The organism is Runella sp., assembly GCF_965279615.1.
GTDB lineage: Bacteria > Bacteroidota > Bacteroidia > Cytophagales > Spirosomataceae > Runella.
Window position 1 is genome coordinate 1051975 of record NZ_OZ257252.1, and the last position, 17904, is coordinate 1069878.

Sequence of the window (17904 nt, forward strand, 5' to 3'; positions counted from 1 at the left end):
TTTGAGGTTTAGAAATTTTTTAAAAGGGTTTATTCGATATATAAAAATGCAATTGAATCTATTTTTACTACGATTTAATCTACTTTTTTGACTTTCTGCACCGGAAAAAGTCGAAGCTGACATATTAGGGCTAATTTTACGGCACGCATTTTGGTTATTTTTTCGTTGTAAAACAAATCACACCTAAAAGTAGATAGAGTAACCCCCTAAACCATCCCCCTATGAAAGTAAACGGGCAAATTCCGCCTTCTTCTCCCTTACCGGAAAATGAATGCGAAGGGCTTCCTCCCTTTGTCAAAAGCTGGAATCAAATGTACCTGATCGTGATCGGGACCTTGTTTTTACTTATTGTTCTATTTTATGCAATGATGCAGTATTTTGACTGATTTGTTCGCAGATGCAATCATTTATATTTCCTAACTCTTAACCATACGGGCGCGTTATGCCGCAATGTGCCCCGTCCTAACACCTCTTCTCAATGAGTTTTATTGACTGGATTGTACTCATCGGTACACTTGGTTTTATTGTTTTGTACGGAATTTACCGCAGCCGTGGCAAACAAAATATGGAAGATTATCTCATCGCCAATCAGTCGCTTCCCTGGTATCATGTGTGTTTTTCGGTAATGGCAACGCAGGCGAGTGCCATTACGTTTCTGTCGGCTCCCGGTCAGGGGTTTTCGGACGGGATGCGCTTTGTGCAATTCTATTTCGGGCTTCCGCTGGCCATGGTCGTATTGAGCATTACATTTATTCCTATTTTCCATCGACTGAAGGTTTTTACGGCTTATGAGTTTTTGGAAAAGCGATTTGATACGCGCGTTCGAATGTTTACCGTAGCCCTTTTTCTGCTTTCAAGAGGGCTTTCTACGGGACTTTCCATTTATGCTCCGTCCATTATTCTCGCTACTATTTTGGGCTGGGACATCATGTGGACCAATATTTTTATGGGTTCGATTGTGTTGATCTATACGGTTTCGGGAGGCACAAAAGCCATCTCGCACACACACGTACAACAAATGCTGATCGTCACCATCGCTATGTTTGTGGCAGGTTACATGGTCGTTCATTTATTACCGGCAAATGTTGGTTTCGTAGATGCCCTCAAAATAGCGGGAAAAGCGGGCCGACTCAATACCATTGATTTTCATTTTGACCCCAATAGCCGATACAATATTTGGTCGGGTTTGATCGGCGGCTTTTTCTTACAACTATCATATTTCGGTACCGATCAGTCGCAAGTCGGGCGGTATTTAACGGGAGAATCCATCGGGCAAAGTCGTTTTGGGTTGATGATGAACGGCTTGCTCAAGATTCCGATGCAGTTTTTGATCTTACTGGTAGGAGTCTTGGTGTTTGTGTATTATCAGTACAATCCTGCGCCGCTATTCTTCAATAAAGTAGAAACGGATAAACTTAAAACGAGCGTATACGCCGAAGAATACCGTCAGTTGGAAGGCAAACATTTGCAATTGACCAAAGAACGCCAACAAACGGTAAATGCCTTAGCGAAAGCAATTGATGGGGATGATGAAGGAGAGTTAACGGTTCAAAAAGGTAAATTACAAACCAATGAAAATACCGCAAAGGAGATACGCACCGCTACGGTAGCATTGATCAAAAAGAACAATCCTGCCGCTGATACCAGCGATGTTAACTACGTTTTTCTGCGATTTGTGTTAGATCGTTTGCCCATCGGGCTCATTGGATTATTGATCGCAGTCATTTTCAGCGCTTCAATGGGTTCCATTGCGGCGGCTTACAGTTCCTTAGCTTCAACAAGTATTGTGGATATTTACAAACGACTGTATCGTAAAGACGCCTCCGAAGCTCATTACCTCATGGCTTCTCGCGTAGCAACCATCGGTTGGGGAATATTTTGTGTAGCCATGGCCCAATACGCCAGTAAGCTTGGAAGCATGATCGAAGCCGTAAATATCTTAGGATCTTTGTTTTACGGCGTTATTTTGGGAATATTTCTGGTGGCGTTTTACTTTAAAAACCTCGGTGGAAAAGCAACATTTTGGGGAGCAGTACTTGCGGAGATTGGCGTTGTGCTTTGTTGGTGGTTCGATTTTATGGCGTTTCTGTGGCTCAACGTAGTCGGATGTATATTGGTCATTTTCTTTGCATGGCTTTGGCAGTTCTTTGTCGAGAAAACAATAGCCAAAAACTAATCCATTAATAATTGCTTACTTAAGCAACAAAAAAGCTGCGCAGAAACTGTGCAGCTTTTTTGTTATTGTATCATGATGCTTCGAAGGAAGCGTATCCGGTACGATTACTTGTATTCAGTATCTACATCGGCGAAGATACGACCACAGTGTTCGCAAACGATGATTTTCTTTTTCTCACGAATATCTGCCTGACGTTGAGGAGGTACCACGTTAAAACAACCACCACAGGCACCGCGACGTACCGTTACGACACCAAGGCCGTTACCGGAGTTGTTACGAATTTTTGTGTATGATTTATACAGGCGGTCTTCCACTTTAGTTGCCTGAAGCTCACGCTTTTCCAAGAGTTTTTTCTCGTCTTCGTGGCTTTCAGACGTGATAACGTCCAATTCCTGCTTTTTAGCTTTCAAGTCCTCGCGACGTTCTTTCAACAGACTGTCTGTGGCGGCGATTTCTTCTTTTTTGGCTTTTACTTTATAATCAGCTTCCCGAGACTTCTTTTCGGCAAGTTCGATTTCAAGTGATTGAAGCTCCATTTCTTTGGTAATGGCGTCGTACTCACGGTTGTTACGAACGTTCATTTGTTGCTCCTTATAGCGGGCAATCAGTTTTTCCGCGTCTTTCTTTGCGGCTTTATAGCGGCTGATCTCGTCTTCAAGAGCGCTGATCTCGCTGTTGAACTTCCCGATACGGGTTTCAAATCCTGCAATGTCATCTTCTAAATCTCTTACTTCTTCGGGCAAATCGCCGCGGATTTTTTTGATGTCATCTAATTGAGAGTCAATTTCTTGCAATTTAAGGAGCAAGTCCAGTTTCTGCGCGACCGTCAGTTCCATTCAATATTTATGATTTACAATTTTCGATTTTCAACCTTTTACTCAAGAGCGGTAAAAGACTGGATTTGTATTAGTTTCCGACAAAATTGTCGCAAAATTAACGAATTTTTTCGACAAATATCGCTGTAATAATTCTTTTGTGTAAACTTCACTTTCATAGTGCCCGATATCGCAAATCAAAATTCGACCATCGGCATCAAAAAACTCATGGTACTTATAATCAGCCGTTACAAATACATCCGCTTTTGCCTGTACAGCATTATTGAGTAAAAACCCGCCGGCACCACCGCAAACCGCCACTTTTCGGATAGAATCACCGATAAATGCCGTATGACGTATCACATTCAGGTCCATTTTTTCTTTCAAGTACGTCAAAAAATCGTCATTTGTCATCGGCTCGGGCAATTCTCCTACTGTCCCCGCTCCCACTTCCTGATGTTGATTTCGCAACGTCGAACAATAATAAGCCACTTCTTCGTAAGGATGCGCCTGTTTCAACGTACTCAGCACTTTTCCTTCCATATACGCCGGAAAAATAACTTCAATGCGATCTTCCGTTACTTCTTCGTCTTTATAAGCACTTCCAATGTGTGGCTGAGCGGCTTCATTCGGTCGAAATGTCCCGGTACCATTGACTCGGAAGCTGCAATGGTCATAATTCCCAATTGCTCCTACTCCTGCTTCATAAAGCGCATCCAATACTTTTTGGGTAGCTTCCGTGGGGACAAAACTAACTAATTTTAGGAGGGTATCCGATTTCGGAGACAATATTCGAACGTTTTGTAAGTGAAGTCGCTCAGCGATCATGGAGTTTACTCCCCCCATCACGTGATCTAAATTGGTATGGATGGCATAAACAGCAATGTCATTTTTGATGGCTTTGATGACTGTTCGCTCAACATAATTCTTTCCGTTCAATTTTTTGAGTCCTTTGAAAACAATCGGATGATGCGCCACGATCAGATTGCACCCTTTAGCAATGGCTTCGTCCACCACCGCTTCGGTAGAATCCAATGTCACAAGCACTCCTGTCACTTCATTTTGTGGATTTCCGACGATCAAGCCGGCATTATCATACGACTCTTGGTAAGAAAGTGGGGCAATTTGTTCTAAGTAATGCGTAATATCTTTGACAAGGGTCATTTTTATAAATTTTGTAACTCTTTAGAAATGAGATTTTTTAAGCATAAAATTGATTTTCATGCAAAAAAAAGCGCTGTTTTATTTGGTAAATGTATTGGATTGAAATCTAAAAATACTACTTTTGCACCACTTTTAACGGAAACGAAATCGTAAAAAGTAAAATATGGTTCGGTAGTTCACAAAGCGTTTGCCGGTTGGTTAGAATACCTGACTGTTACGCAGAAGAACTTAGAAACAAAAATTAATGGTTCGGTAGTTCAGTTGGTTAGAATACCTGCCTGTCACGCAGGGGGTCGCGGGTTCGAGTCCCGTCCGGACCGCCAACAGTGTTTTAGTAACGTTCTTTTACAGTAAAAATGGTTCGGTAGTTCAGCTGGTTAGAATACCTGCCTGTCACGCAGGGGGTCGCGGGTTCGAGTCCCGTCCGGACCGCAAAAGCCTCAGATTTCTCTGAGGCTTTTTTTATGCGCTTTTCAGCGGTATCCAAAAAACGTATTGAAGATAATTTGGATAGTGAGCATAGTTTAAACCCGCATTGCTTTACAGGTTTTTCTATGGATAGTTTAGTAAATGTGTAATTATTGATGCAGTATAGCTTTCGACACTTCGTTCATTGACTGAACTTTGCATTATAATAGGCTCTAACTGTTTTTTTTATGATCGCCCTTCTTCTTCGCGCGATCTCAAGAATTTGCCCGGTAGGCAGGGTCAGAGAAAAATAATGATGGATGCGGCATTGTTTCAAATAATGAAGATTCAGCAGGTACGATTTGTGAATACGCATAAACCCATGTTTCTCCAGTAAAGGCACATAAACACTCAAAGACAAAGAAGTAATGATCTGTTCTCCATCTTTCAAATGAAATAACGTATAATTCCCCTGTGCGCTTAAGTAGATAATGTTTTGCGGGTCAATTCCCGACTCGCACTTTTTGGTTTGGAAGCGCGGCAGTTCCACTAGGCGGTCAAAAGGGATGATTGCTTGAAAAGTTGCCATTGGCGAATAAATTATCGTTCAACCGTTACTTCTTCAAAGACGTAGATTCCGCTGCCTATGGTTGGCCGGCCTCCTTAAATAATTGCCCTTGCTTCAAAACGCCTTCAAAAACTCACGCCCATCTCCCATTCATTCACGTTCCTGTACTTTTTCTTGACAGTCTGAAATGGATTTAGTTGGTTTGTCCGTCAAATCAATCCAGCAGCCGTGAAAAAGCCATTATCTCTTTACTGGAAATGTCAACTCATCGGTTGGTCAGTGGCTTCTCTGTATTGGACGCTGATGGGGTATATCGGCAGTAATTTCAGCGTTATTTTAGCCATTATCCATTTTTTCGGCGATCTGTTGATTTACATTGTTCCCACTCACTTCTTTCGAAATTTTTCCGTAAAACACCGTTGGCACACCCTTCAGCCCAGGCCATTATTGATCAGAATTATTCCTGCTGTTTTTCTGTTGGGGCTTGTTTTTATGGCATTGACGATCAGTAAAACCTATTTGATCCGGTGGTGGTTCGAGTACGATTTTTCCGAAAGTTTTCAGCATTATGCCCGTAATGCCTGGTTAACTACTTTTGCAACAGGCGTACGGCTCATGTCTATTTGGGTATTGGCGTATTACCTCTATCACTACGCCCAACGTGAGATCACGGCCACCAAAGAAAATGCCCGTTTAGCCATCATTGCCAAAGACGCCCAACTCGATCATTTGGCGGCTCAGCTTAACCCGCATTTTTTCTTTAATTCACTCAATAACATCAAGGCGTTGGTGTTTGAAAATCCTCACCAAGCGCGGAGAGCGATTGATCTGTTATCTGACCTCCTGCGAACCTCGCTATACAACAGGGATTCTGTACTGATTTCCGTTCAGGAAGAAATGGCGCTGATCAATGATTATCTGGAACTGGAAAAGATGCGTTTTGAGAAACGGCTGCAAACAGTTATAGACGTGGAAGAAAAACTTTCGAAAGCGTTGATCTTACCGTTAAGTATTCAAACATTGGTGGAAAATGCTATTAAACACGGCATTGCACAACGAAAAAGCGGCGGTACCATTCACATTAAAATTGAGCAAAAAGGTGATTTTATTCAAGCCACGATTCAAAATCCCGGAAAGCTGAAAATGGAAAGGTCGCAGGGTTTGGGAATAAAAAATCTGACCGAAAGGCTCCAATTGCAATTCAATGGCAAAGCCACTTTTCACTTGGCCGAGCAATCCGATGATACCGTTTTGGCCACCATCATAACTCCGCTGACATGAACAAATTTCGGGTAATGATCATTGACGACGAACGTCTGGCCCGCGAAGAAATAAAGCGGCATTTGCAAAGCTACCCTGATTTTGCGCTAATAGGAGAAGCAGAAAATGCCGACGATGCGGAAGAGTTGATAAATACAATGCATCCTGAGCTGCTTTTTCTGGACATTCAAATGCCCGAACGTTCAGGATTTGACCTGTTGGAATCCTTAGAATATGTACCCGAGATCATTTTTACCACGGCTTTTGACCACTATGCCGTTCGGGCTTTTGAGCAAAATGCCTTGGATTATCTGGTTAAGCCCATTCGGGAGGAGCGCTTTGCCAAAGCCATCGAAAAGGTCCGAATAAAATTAGCCATCAACGAAAAAGAAGAAAGTGTGCTGTCGGCAGAACGGACCATTTTTGTGAAAGAAGGCGAAGAATATCATTTTGTACGTATCAAAGACATCTATTTGATCGAGTCAATGGGCAACTACGCGCGACTGTATTTTGACCGCAAAAAAGTCTACATCAAGCGTTCGCTCAATCAATTGGAAAAGACCTTAGACCCAACGCTTTTTTTCCGAATCAGCCGAACCGAGATCATCAATACCGCTTACATCAAACAAATTCATTCATTACCAAAAGGGCGACTCAGTATCAGCTTACAAACGGGCGAAAAATTAATGGTTTCCAGCCGTCAATCCGCCGAATTTAAAAACAGACATATAATCATTTAAACAATCACAGAGTTTAGCTTTTGCACCTCAGTTAAATAAAGTCTCCCCTAACCGGGGGAGATTTAGTGGGGGTCATCTAATTTCCTTTAACACCTTAAAACAAATCAATTTTATGAGAAACTACGTCTCAACGGCACTGCTGTGCCTTTTCGTTTTCGTTCAGGCAATAGCGCAGTCTGTCAGCAGCCCGAACGACGACAGTCAATACATCATCGAAGACAGTGTGATGATAAGAACCGGGGATGGCGTCAATCTGTCTGCACTTGTGGTACGTAAAAAGGACGTAACGGAACCACAGGCCGCCATTATGCAATTTACCATTTACGCCCGCAAAACAGACATCAAAAAAGCAAAAACGGCGGCTGATCATGGCTACGTCGGAGTGATAGCGTATTCAAGAGGCAAACGCTACAGTTATGGTGAAGTATTCCCGTACGAACACGATGGCCGGGATGCGTATGAAGTGATCGACTGGATCACCAAACAGCCCTGGAGCAACCAAAAAGTGGGAATGTTTGGCGGAAGTTACAACGGTTTTACCCAATGGGCATCTACCAAAAAGCTGCACCCTGCTTTAAAAACCATCGTTCCCTCTGCTTCCGTTGCCCCGGGATTGGATGTACCGATGACCAACAATGTCTCCATGAGTTTTGTCTTTTCCTGGACGTACTATGTGTCCAACAATCAATTTTTGGACGAGGCAGATTACAACAATCCGCAATGGAACAATTTATATTGGAAATGGTTTGAGCAAGGGAAATCTTATCGTTCATTGGACAGTCTTTTGGGAAGACCCGGCAATAAGATCTTTCACCGCTGGCTGAACCATCCGACGTACGATTCGTATTGGCAGTCGATGATTCCGTACAAAGAAGATTTCTCAAAAATTACCATTCCCGTCCTGACCACCACCGGCTATTTCGACGGCGGCCAGATCGGAGCCACGTATTATTTGCGGGAACATCAAAAATATAATCCCAAAGCCGATCACCATTTGCTGATCGGTCCTTACGGACATTTTGGCGCACAGGGCTTTCCTGACTCCACCTACATGGGATACAAAATTGATCCGGTGGCCAACATTTCCATCCACGCCCTTATTTATCAATGGTTTGACTATGTCCTGAAAAATGCTCCTAAACCGACTTTTCTGAAAGACAAGATCAACTATCAGGTAATGGGCAGCAACGAATGGAAACATGTCCCCTCGCTGAACGCAATGAGCAATGATACCCTTACTTTTTACCTGAGCACTGCCTCTGCCAAAGCACCCTATCGGCTAAGCACTCAAAAACCATCAAAAAGCGGACATACGCTGCAAATGGTCGATTTCAAAGACAGAGATAATATCAACAGTTATTACTATTTGAACAACATCATTTATGACAGCCTGAACACCAATAACGGTCTATTGTTTGTCAGTGATCCGTTAACAAAACCGTTGGAAATTTCAGGTTGTTTTACGGGTAATCTGGAAGTGATCATCAACAAAAAAGACATGGATTGCAATGTTGTGCTGTTTGAGGTTATGCCCGACGGAAAGTATTTCTACCTTTCGTATTTTATGGGACGGGCAAGTTATGCCAAAGATATCATGAAAAGACAGCTATTGACACCCGGCAAAAAAGAGTCCATTCCATTTACCAATTCTTACATGACAAGTCGAAAGCTTAGCAAAGGCAGCCGAATAGCGGCAATCATCAATATCAATAAAAGTCCTTTTGAGCAAATAAACTATGGAACCGGCAAAGACATTAATACTGAAACCATTAAAGATGCCACCGTGCCGTTACAGATCAAGTGGCTGAACGACAGCTACTTGAAGATACCCGTTTGGAGATAATACCGTCTCTTTGTCATGCTGTAAGCATCTCAACACCGTGGTCTGTGTCTCCACAGACCTTACAAACAAACCTGTTTATGGTTTGTGAGACACAGACCACGGTGTTAGCATCTAAAGCAACATAGTTTCAGATGCTTACAGCATGACAAGTTAACATTCTAGGGCTGCGTCATAAATTTCCACGTCACATTTCCTACGGTATTCGGTTTGCCGTTTTCGGGTGCTGAAATATTGCCTTGCCACTGTCCGTTGGATTGACGTTCAACTGTGATGGTACGCCAACTGAATTGACCTTTTTCGTAATCAAACGTTTCGCCGTCGTCGTCGTATAATTGGTATCGGCCTGCTTTTTGGCCGTAATGCCGAATTTCAATGTCTACTTTTTGGATGGGTGAGGGGGCGTGCAGCATAACGGGCATCATCGGAATAATCCCTCCATCTTTCACAAACACGGGAATTTTGTCCAACCCCGGTGTTACCGTGATCACTTCCCCTTCTCCTGCCAATTTTCCGGTGTAGAAATCGTACCATTTTCCTTTAGGCAACACTACTTTACGTGAGGTTTGTCCCGTAAACATCGGCGCTACCAACAGGTATTCTCCCGCCATGTATTGATCTTTGATTTCTTTATTGACGGCCTCTACGTAGGGGTTTTCTTCCAAATTGGCGTTTACCACTTCTTTTCTTACTTCCGTTTTAAAGTCAGGTTCGAGATTAACGGCACGAAACGGCGGTGTGCCTTCAAAATGGTATTTGGCAAATTCAGAATACCAATACGGCATCATACGCATTCGCAACTGTGAAATTTCTTTTATCTGTTCGGCTACGTCGGGGAAAGTCCAGGGTTTGGTGCTGCTCGCCCACGCATTGATCATCGCCATGGGCGAAAAACAAACCGACTGAAAGCGTCGCAGCCATTCTTCACTTGTTTTGGAAGCGCGCACTTCCGGTGTCCATAATGTTCCCGAAAAGCCACTGTTGATCAAACCCGTAATAAAATCTTCGTGACTGTAATTGTCATTATAAATTACATACGGCAACGACGACGCCCCTGCATTGGAAGCCCTTACCAATCCATACGTGCGGCGATTGTGCTTGTGAAAAAGATCGGTGCTTTGTTTTTGCACCAACACTCCGTAGGTCTGTCGCATCTGTTCGGCGCTGAGCCCCGACGGGAAAGTAGCCACATCCGGCCAAAGCCAGGAATCATTGCCGTCCACTTCATCAATTTTATAACCGCTAACGCCGATGCCTACATGATCTTTGTCAAATTGTCCCCAAAAAATGGATTGGGCTTTGGGGATCGTCAGATCGGGGACGGCACCTACCCATACGGAATGAGAACCGGTAAATGGCGCAATTTTCGAGGCAATAGACGCATCAGGTGAAACATAGGGGTTAGTCCAAAGATTGATGCGAACGCCTTTACTGAGCATGTCTTTGACAAAAGCGGCCGGCTGTGGAAAACGGGTTTTGTCCCACTCAAAAGTACAGGGATACGATTTACTTTGCCAACCCGGTTCGAGGCCGATAAAATCCAACGGGTAGCCTTTCTCTTCAAATTCCAACGCTTCTTTCTTCACATCCTGATCGGTATACAATCGGTTGACGCGCTGCGTAAAACCCAACCCCCAACGCGGCGGCAGGCAACCTCCACCGTTGAAAAGATTAAAGCGGCGCACGGCTTCCATTGAGGAAGGGCCACCAAAAACGTACAGTTCAACACCCCCGGCAGGAACGAGCATTTCGACGGCGTCGGAGTACGGATGAGCCTGCCAATTCTTATCGGTATTCCGGTCCTGCGCCGGAGGAGGGTTTTTGCTGTCGGTTCGAACGGCCGTTCCCGCATAGACATCAATGTACCGGGCGGAGTTCACAAAAACCCCGTATCCTTTTGACGATACATAAAACGGCACCGGCGCATGTGTGCGGCCATTATCTTTATTGCCGTAATGGTCTACGTGCAATTTCAGGATCTTCCCCCGTTGATGGACCGTCTGAAAGTTAAGCCCAAAACCATAGAGCTGTTCGCCACGGTCCAATGGAAAACGCAAATACGTTTTTCCATCTTTGATCTGCACCGAAATATCATTTTGGTTCAGCGGAAATACCGTAGCACCCATTTTTTTTAAGGCGCCAACATTAGGTTGAACGCCCGAAGCGGTCAGAAGATCATAGGCTTCCGGTTTGCCAACCGATACTTTCCAGATTCCGGAAGCAATCTCTTTCCACTGCAATGATTGCGCAGTAGCGTTGAAACCTCCTGAGATCAAACTTACTGACAGGACTAATTTGAAGATCAGATTTCTCATTATGTTAAGACAAGGGTCTAACTTCCCCCGAAACGCCGCGCCATGAATTGCAGGTCGGGAAGGCAGTAATTTTTTTTCACAAGTCGAATCCGGACCTTACTTACTCTATGTTGGTTTCAAATCTTTCTTCGGCCCGGAGGCGCAGATCAATCCGTTTTTTTAACGGGCTTTGTATTTTCTTTATGCCAAATATTTGTAATATCTATGATTTGTAGCCAAATTAAACCATATTTGTATAAAACCATCTTCGTTGAAGAACTTGTTGCGCAAACACTTTTTATATCTTCTCTCAATACTACTCTTTAACTTTAGTATTGATACACCCGATTATTTGGTTTACGGGCCTCGCTATTCCGCGCACGAAGATCTGTCTGTCAATGAGCAGGAAAGCATTACTGAATTTGTTTTGGAAAATTTGTTGGGCATTGAGAATGCCGTACCCGAAAACGACGAAGATGACTTCGTTCAGGATTCAGGCAAAGTGATATTGTTTTGCCACGACGAACGTATTTTCTTTCAACTCACTGAAAATAAACCTCTTACCTTTACCAAAAACACTGCATTTGCATATCATTCATGGCTTTTAGAGTACATCACTACAATCAATCCGCCACCTCCTAAAGCCCGCTATCTGTTTGTAGTTTAACATATAACCGATATTCACACCAAGGGATAGGTACGGTTTTTTTCTACTTAATTTTGCTTTGTTTTTGCATAAAACTTCGGTAACCGGAAAACGCAAAGACTATTTTATCGGATCATGGGAGTCCGTTTCTATACCTTATTCAATTTTCAACCATTACATGGAATTACTTATCATTTTCCTACTTACGATCATTAACGGCATTTTCTCAATGTCCGAGATCGCGGTAGTATCTTCTCGTAAAATCAAACTGGAAAACTCGGCCAAACGCGGCAGCAAATCGGCCAAACAAGCGTTGGAACTCATTAATTCTCCCAATCAATTTCTTTCAACCGTTCAGATCGGGATTACGCTTATCGGTATTTTACTGGGGATTTTCGGGGGAGAAAGCCTCACCAACCAATGGCAAGCTTATTTGAATCAATTCGAGGCGTTGAGACCTTACAGTCGGCCATTGTCGGTAGGCGGCGTATTGGTAATGATCACCTTTATTTCATTGGTTATTGGTGAATTGGTGCCGAAGCGAATTGGTTTGACCAATCCCGAAAAAATTGCAAAGGCGGTGGCATTCCCCATGCAGATCCTGTCAAAAGTGACGGCTCCATTCGTGTGGCTTTTGACCAATACGTCCGATTTGTTACTCAAAATTTTACGTATCAAACCTTCCACCGACAGCAAAGTAACGGAAGAGGAGATCAAGGCCATCATTCAGGAAGGGACCGACGGCGGAGAAGTGCAGGAAATTGAGCAGGAGATCATGGAGCGTGTATTTCATTTGGGAGACCGAAAAGTAGGCTCGCTCATGACGCACCGAATGCAGTTGGTATGGCTTGATTTGAACGATAGTGCCGATGAGATTCGCGAAAAGATCAAAGGGGAAATTCACTCTGTCTATCCGGTTTGCCGTAATACCGTCGACGAGGTAGTGGGCGTGGTCCTGATGAAGGATATTTTTCAGCAAGTGATGGAAAATAAGCCCCTCAATCTGGAGCTTTTGGTGAAAGAACCCCAATACCTTCCCGACAACAGTTCGGCGTATATTGCGTTGGAACGCCTTCAGGAAAACCGCCAACATTACAGCATGGTCATTGATGAATACGGGGCTTTGCAGGGAATCGTAACCCTGAATGACCTGATGGACGCACTTGTAGGGGATGTGAGTGATACGAGTTATGACGATGAAACAAGCATTTTGCAGCGCGAAGACGGTACCTATATTACGGATGCGCAAATGCCTTTTTACGATTTTCTAAGCTATTTTGATAAGTTAGATCTCTACAACGATACTACTCCTTTTAATACGATCGGGGGCTTATTGCTTGAAGAATTTGAACATATTCCCAAAACGGGTGAGATAATCTTTTGGCATGATTTTACGTTTGAAGTTTTTGACATGGATGGCGCGAGGATCGACAAGGTGCTGGTGACGAAGGAAGCTAACTATTCAACAAAAGACGCATGAAAAAAGTACTGATTATAGTTTTATTAACGACGTTTAACGTAATCGCTCAGAAAAAAGAACCACAAAAACTCAAAGTTTCCGGAGCCGTCGAAAATTCAATGGCCTTATCTATTGACGATCTTAAAACCAAAAAAGTGGTGAGCGGAAAAGCCTTCAAAATAGTTTCGTTGGAAGGACAGGTTAAGAAAACGATTGCCGCTTTTCGCGGTGTTGCCCTGAAATCCTTATTGGATGAAGCAAAAATTCTGATCACAAATCCAAAAGAAAAGGGGCAATTCTACGTATCAGTTGTCGGAAACGACGGGCAAAAGGTCATTTTCTCATGGAGTGAATTATACAACGGAACCACGGGCGATAAAGCATTGATTCTCTTTGAAGACAACGGCCGCCCAATTGCCAAAGACGGGCCGTTTTCGTTGATCACGACGGCTGATATTTTTACCGAAACACGCTATGTAAGATCCGTCAAAAGCATTGAAGTAGGTAAGATTCAGTAAGTTATTCATTAAAACTCTTGATAAGGCACACTTCCCAAGTTTTTGAAACTTGGGAAGTGTATTCTATAAAATACGTTTAGGCAAGCCATTTGTCAAACCAATCAAAAGCGTCTTTCTGCATAGGCAGGTCAAATTTGTGCTCACCGTCGTAGAATTTTGCCAGGTATTTTTCCACCGCTCCCGCTTTTTGGTAGATCTCACGGAGTATGTCATCCGATTTTTTCATTTCGGATAACGTAAAAAGATCATCGTCGTTGTTGTTTTGAACCATCACAGGCAACGGCACACGTATTCCTAAAACCTCCGGAAAATCCAGGTAATTTGGCAAAAGCGGCACATAGAGCATCCACGTGTGCGTGTAGGATTTGTAGAGCGTAAAATCGTCCCACGTTGACATAAAACCTACGCAGACCGCACATTTGATACGTGCGTCCAGTCCTCCCAAATACGCTGTACGCAGTCCCCCACCCGATAGTCCGGCGCATCCGATACGATTTTTATCCACTTCGGGTCGATTACTCAAAATATCTAACGCTACCTGATCCTCCGCCAAAACAACGCCCGGCCACGTAGTTCCTCCGCAAAACAACGACTTCGACATCACGTGTTCGTGTTCACCGGCCCATGTATTATAAGCAGTAATATTTTCGACTTTTTCGGGATTTTCATCCGACTTTGTATCTGTTTTGAGCGGCCCCCACGCAAAACCTGTCACCTCTTCGTACAATACACGGCGGCTTTCAAACGCAAAAACATCATGCACAAGAACAACATAGCCTTTTTTGGCGAGTTCGTTGGCCCACGCTTTGCCGCCATAATAGGTTTGCTGATGTTCGACCAACATTGGGTGCATGTCGTCCGCAACGCGAACGATCTTGCGTTTGCCAAAGTATTTATTGCCGCCGTGGTCGTGGAGCCCAAGAATGGCCGGCAGCGGTTTTTGAACTCCCTGCGGTTTGAGAAGATAAGCTTTGGTCGGGCGTCCATAGGGCAATTGCCACGACAACTCTTCAATGTCCAACCCATCGTAGGAATACTTTTTTTCCACCGTAACGACAGGTGTTTTCCCCAAATCAGGCTTAAAGATCAATTCGTTGGTTTTGGCAAGGGCTTCTTTTTGCCACGCTTTTACGTCACGCCGGTTGGTTTGTCTGAATGATAACGAAGGAATATTTTTGACCAACGAAGCGGCCCATTCACCGTAATTGCCAATGAGGCTTTTATTGATTGCCATTTTTTCAATTTCGTTTGAAAGAACATCAGAATTTAATGAAAAAGCCATTGAATCAGGCCATACAGCTAATGATGCAGCCATACCTGCCGATACCTGAATGAATTTTCTGCGGGAAGCCTTGGATTCTTTTTTCATTTTCTATAAATGCTACATTATTGTTGCATACCACTCAGTCCTGAATGAAAAACATTACCAAATTTACTCACAACACAAGGCGACGATGAAACCGAACTAACTGTTTCGAATTCCCACTTTTTTATGCCTGTAGACGCATCCAAGGCATATATTTTTTTATTATCGCTTCCAAAATAAATGTATCCATTAGCCAAAACCGGTGATGATCTTATTGTGCTTCCTACTTTAAATACCCATTTCGGTTCTCCGTTTTTATCTTCTACCGCGTACATATTGCCATCAAGACTCCCAAAATAAATGACACCATCAGCCTCAACGGGAGAAGATATAATAGCATTTTTGGTCGTATAAGTCCAAGCTAATTGGCCTGTATCTGCATCCAGAGCATATAATTTATTATCGGCACAACCAAAATAAACAAATCTATTGGAGCAAGTAGGGGCAGTATATATTGAGCTATCAGCCAAAAATTCCCATTTTTTTGCGCCGGTATCTGTATCAATTGCATATAGCTTATTTTCGCCGCTGCTTCCAAAATATGCAACATTATTTACAATAGCAGGGGCTGTAAATTCGGCATGAGTATATGTTGGAGTTTTTGTGGTAAATACCCATTTTCGCACACCCGTTTTGGCATGCAGCGCATATAGGGAACGTTGCATTGTAAAGTATATATTATCATTCAGATATACAGGTGAGGAAGCCGAGCCGGATGATTGAAAATTCCATATTTCAGTACCTGAGTCAGCATTAAGTGCTAATAGTTTGGTGGTAAAAAATTCAGGGCCACCTGAAGGAGTAAATACAAGTCCATCATGAACAAGTGGTAATCCGTTTCCATAGTTTCCATTCCCAAAATTCCATTTTTCTGTGCCGTTTTCAGTATTATAAACGTAAAACTTATTGATACTGTTGATATATAAATGCTCTTTTAAAACGACCGGGGAACCGTAATAGCTATAATTATTTTTTTCCTTTATATGCCAACGTTCTGCTCCTGTTTGTGCATCTAAAGCATACAAATGATTACTCGCACTTATAAATACTACATCATTAGTATCTGCTACAGGTTCATTTTTTCGTGCGCATGAGCCAAAAAGCGCAAAGGCAAATAGCAATAACAGGACGTTTTTCATTAGAATAGCTGTTAGAAAAGGGGTTTACTTTACTAAGGAACGTGTAAAATAGTATCTGTACAAATAATATTTGGAAAAGTTGTTAAAATCCCTGCCATTGCAGGTGTTTTTCTCCCGCAAGCCTTTTAAAACTCTACAATCCATTCAATTTCAACACATTACATCCATCACTTCGGCTCGTATATCCATACATCTTTGGCCGCCCCAAATTCGGCAGTATTGATGGCAGTGGCTGTTGCGCGATACCCCATCATAAAGCCCACTCGATTGGTACGCCCTACAGCCGTAATATTCACATTGCCCTCTCCCGGATAATCGGTCAGGTAACTCCAAGTGTCGGCTTTATCATCATAAAGCCAAAGATCTCGGTAGCCTTCTCCCGTTTTGGGATTATACCCCAATCCATACACACCACCTTTGCTGATCGTGACTATTGCTCCCTTTTCCCGGTCTTTAAAAGGAATGTTTTTACGGGCCGTCCACCGAACGGTAACGGGGTCAAAGGCCCAAAGGCTGCCATCTTCTTCCGAAAGTACAAACCCGTTAGTACCCACCGAGAATGCCAATGGTTTTTTGAGTTCTTTACGCGGGAACTCACCCCCGCTGACCGGTTGCCAACCGGACGGAGAAAGTCGATTTTGATATTTCCAAAGACGGTATTGATTTCCCACTTCCAACACGTAGAGGTCAGGAAGAAAACCGCCAATGGCAAATTGCACCGTGGGTACGTCATCGCCCGGATAGGCTTCGTTGGCAGTGCCCCGGTATTCCGATAAGTTTTTCTGATACATGTAAACCGGATGCGGCTCGGGAATGTAGAAGTACCCTGCCCCAAAAAAATAAGTATCTTCATCAGCATAAGGCAGATAAATAGGATTATAACGGGCGGGGGTGCTTATGTTGTTTGGAAAATAGGTTTGCCATTGCTGAGTAGCGGAAAAAAAAGCCCATTGTATGGCCTGACTTTCAGAGACAAAGGTAGTCCGGGTATATACTGCCAGTTGATACCCGGACGAATACTCATACAGCCAGCCATAAGGCAGTGGCTGCCCCTCATAAGGAATATCGGGCAAGCGCTGCCAATCAGGGCTTAAAACAGTGCTGAGTTGGTTGCTGTACACCGTCGTCCCACCGTTTTTTTTGTACAACCGAAAGTAATATCTTTTTCCCGTCTGTAAGCCATCAATTCTGCCACTGATACGTTGATCGTTTTGAGAGAAAGAGGCCGCTTTTTGGGCAGTCAATGTAGGCAACGGCGATTCACTATACACTAAACCTAATTCATTGTTTTCTTCATTGATCGCCTGTCCTTCAAAAGAGGCCGTTTTTCCGGCAAAATCAGGCGTAACTACGGTAAGTTTCAGCACTTCAAAAGGAGGTACAGAATCAAAAAAAGTCTTTGGTTCGCAGGCGGTAAGCAGGAAAAGAAGAACAATACAGCGAAATAAAAACATGGCATGGCGGATACTTTAAATGATATTTCAAAACCTGTGACGCAGAAATTTCATCTC

Annotated in this window: 15 protein-coding genes and 2 tRNA genes; 10 read left to right on the plus strand and 7 right to left on the minus strand. The window is 43.3% G+C overall.

From position 1 onward, the window contains the following. Positions 1-221: 221 nt before the first annotated feature. Positions 222-386, plus strand: a complete 165-nt coding sequence (locus ACQY73_RS04800; protein ID WP_428662199.1) for a hypothetical protein — start codon at positions 222-224, stop codon at positions 384-386. Between the two features lie 92 nt (positions 387-478). After that, positions 479-2176: a sodium:solute symporter gene (locus ACQY73_RS04805; protein ID WP_428662202.1), complete on the plus strand. Its 1698-nt coding sequence runs from the start codon at positions 479-481 to the stop codon at positions 2174-2176. 104 nt (positions 2177-2280) lie between these two features. Here the strand turns inward: ACQY73_RS04805 and ACQY73_RS04810 are convergent, their stop codons facing one another. Together ACQY73_RS04810 and ACQY73_RS04815 are read right to left on the minus strand one after the other, a co-directional pair. After that, positions 2281-3012: a zinc ribbon domain-containing protein gene (locus tag ACQY73_RS04810; RefSeq protein WP_428662204.1), complete on the minus strand. Its 732-nt coding sequence runs from the start codon at positions 3010-3012 to the stop codon at positions 2281-2283. A gap of 42 nt (positions 3013-3054) precedes the next feature. Beyond that, a complete protein-coding gene (locus tag ACQY73_RS04815) occupies positions 3055-4155 on the minus strand; it encodes a Nif3-like dinuclear metal center hexameric protein (RefSeq protein ID WP_428662207.1) in 1101 nt (366 codons plus the stop codon). Positions 4156-4401: 246 nt separating this feature from the next. Here ACQY73_RS04815 and ACQY73_RS04820 point away from each other — a divergent pair. Beyond that, positions 4402-4478: transfer RNA gene (locus tag ACQY73_RS04820), tRNA-Asp, on the plus strand. A gap of 35 nt (positions 4479-4513) precedes the next feature. Further along, positions 4514-4587, plus strand: a tRNA-Asp gene (locus tag ACQY73_RS04825). 178 nt (positions 4588-4765) lie between these two features. Here the strand turns inward: ACQY73_RS04825 and ACQY73_RS04830 are convergent. Next, positions 4766-5152: a LytR/AlgR family response regulator transcription factor gene (locus ACQY73_RS04830; RefSeq protein ID WP_428662210.1), complete on the minus strand. Its 387-nt coding sequence runs from the start codon at positions 5150-5152 to the stop codon at positions 4766-4768. A gap of 207 nt (positions 5153-5359) precedes the next feature. Between ACQY73_RS04830 and ACQY73_RS04835 the strand changes: the two genes are divergently transcribed. The 3 genes from ACQY73_RS04835 to ACQY73_RS04845 all read left to right on the plus strand — a co-directional run bounded on the left by ACQY73_RS04835 (position 5360) and on the right by ACQY73_RS04845 (position 8974). Beyond that, a complete protein-coding gene (locus ACQY73_RS04835) occupies positions 5360-6412 on the plus strand; it encodes a sensor histidine kinase (protein ID WP_428662213.1) in 1053 nt (350 codons plus the stop codon). Then, positions 6409-7131, plus strand: coding sequence for a LytR/AlgR family response regulator transcription factor (locus ACQY73_RS04840; protein ID WP_428662216.1), 723 nt, complete (start codon positions 6409-6411; stop codon positions 7129-7131). Before ACQY73_RS04835 ends, ACQY73_RS04840 begins: the two co-directional genes overlap by 4 nt. Positions 7132-7243: 112 nt before the next feature. After that, positions 7244-8974: a CocE/NonD family hydrolase gene (locus ACQY73_RS04845; protein ID WP_428662219.1), complete on the plus strand. Its 1731-nt coding sequence runs from the start codon at positions 7244-7246 to the stop codon at positions 8972-8974. Between the two features lie 158 nt (positions 8975-9132). On the opposite strand, the gene ACQY73_RS04850 is transcribed toward ACQY73_RS04845, so the two are convergent. Further along, entirely contained in the window at positions 9133-11286 is a 2154-nt protein-coding gene (locus ACQY73_RS04850; RefSeq protein WP_428662222.1) for a TIM-barrel domain-containing protein, read from the minus strand. Positions 11287-11617: 331 nt separating this feature from the next. On the opposite strand from ACQY73_RS04850, the gene ACQY73_RS04855 reads away from it, so the two are divergent. The 3 genes from ACQY73_RS04855 to ACQY73_RS04865 all read left to right on the plus strand — a co-directional run bounded on the left by ACQY73_RS04855 (position 11618) and on the right by ACQY73_RS04865 (position 13888). Further along, positions 11618-11932, plus strand: a complete 315-nt coding sequence (locus ACQY73_RS04855; RefSeq protein ID WP_428662225.1) for a hypothetical protein — start codon at positions 11618-11620, stop codon at positions 11930-11932. Positions 11933-12089: 157 nt separating this feature from the next. Continuing rightward, positions 12090-13391: a hemolysin family protein gene (locus tag ACQY73_RS04860; protein ID WP_428662228.1), complete on the plus strand. Its 1302-nt coding sequence runs from the start codon at positions 12090-12092 to the stop codon at positions 13389-13391. Continuing rightward, positions 13388-13888 carry a molybdopterin-dependent oxidoreductase gene (locus ACQY73_RS04865; protein WP_428662230.1) on the plus strand — a complete coding sequence of 167 codons (501 nt, stop codon included), beginning with the start codon at positions 13388-13390 and terminating at the stop codon, positions 13886-13888. Before ACQY73_RS04860 ends, ACQY73_RS04865 begins: the two co-directional genes overlap by 4 nt. A gap of 76 nt (positions 13889-13964) precedes the next feature. Here the strand turns inward: ACQY73_RS04865 and ACQY73_RS04870 are convergent, their stop codons facing one another. From ACQY73_RS04870 to ACQY73_RS04880, 3 genes are all read right to left on the minus strand, one after another. Further along, the gene (locus ACQY73_RS04870) at positions 13965-15257 is read right to left on the minus strand and encodes a dienelactone hydrolase family protein (protein ID WP_428662232.1); all 1293 of its coding nucleotides are present in this window, start codon (positions 15255-15257) and stop codon (positions 13965-13967) included. Between the two features lie 17 nt (positions 15258-15274). Beyond that, complete coding sequence (locus tag ACQY73_RS04875; protein ID WP_428662234.1) at positions 15275-16393, minus strand: PQQ-binding-like beta-propeller repeat protein; 1119 nt, start codon at positions 16391-16393, stop codon at positions 15275-15277. A gap of 167 nt (positions 16394-16560) precedes the next feature. Further along, the gene (locus ACQY73_RS04880; RefSeq protein WP_428662236.1) at positions 16561-17847 is read right to left on the minus strand and encodes a hypothetical protein; all 1287 of its coding nucleotides are present in this window, start codon (positions 17845-17847) and stop codon (positions 16561-16563) included. Positions 17848-17904 lie beyond the last annotated feature (57 nt).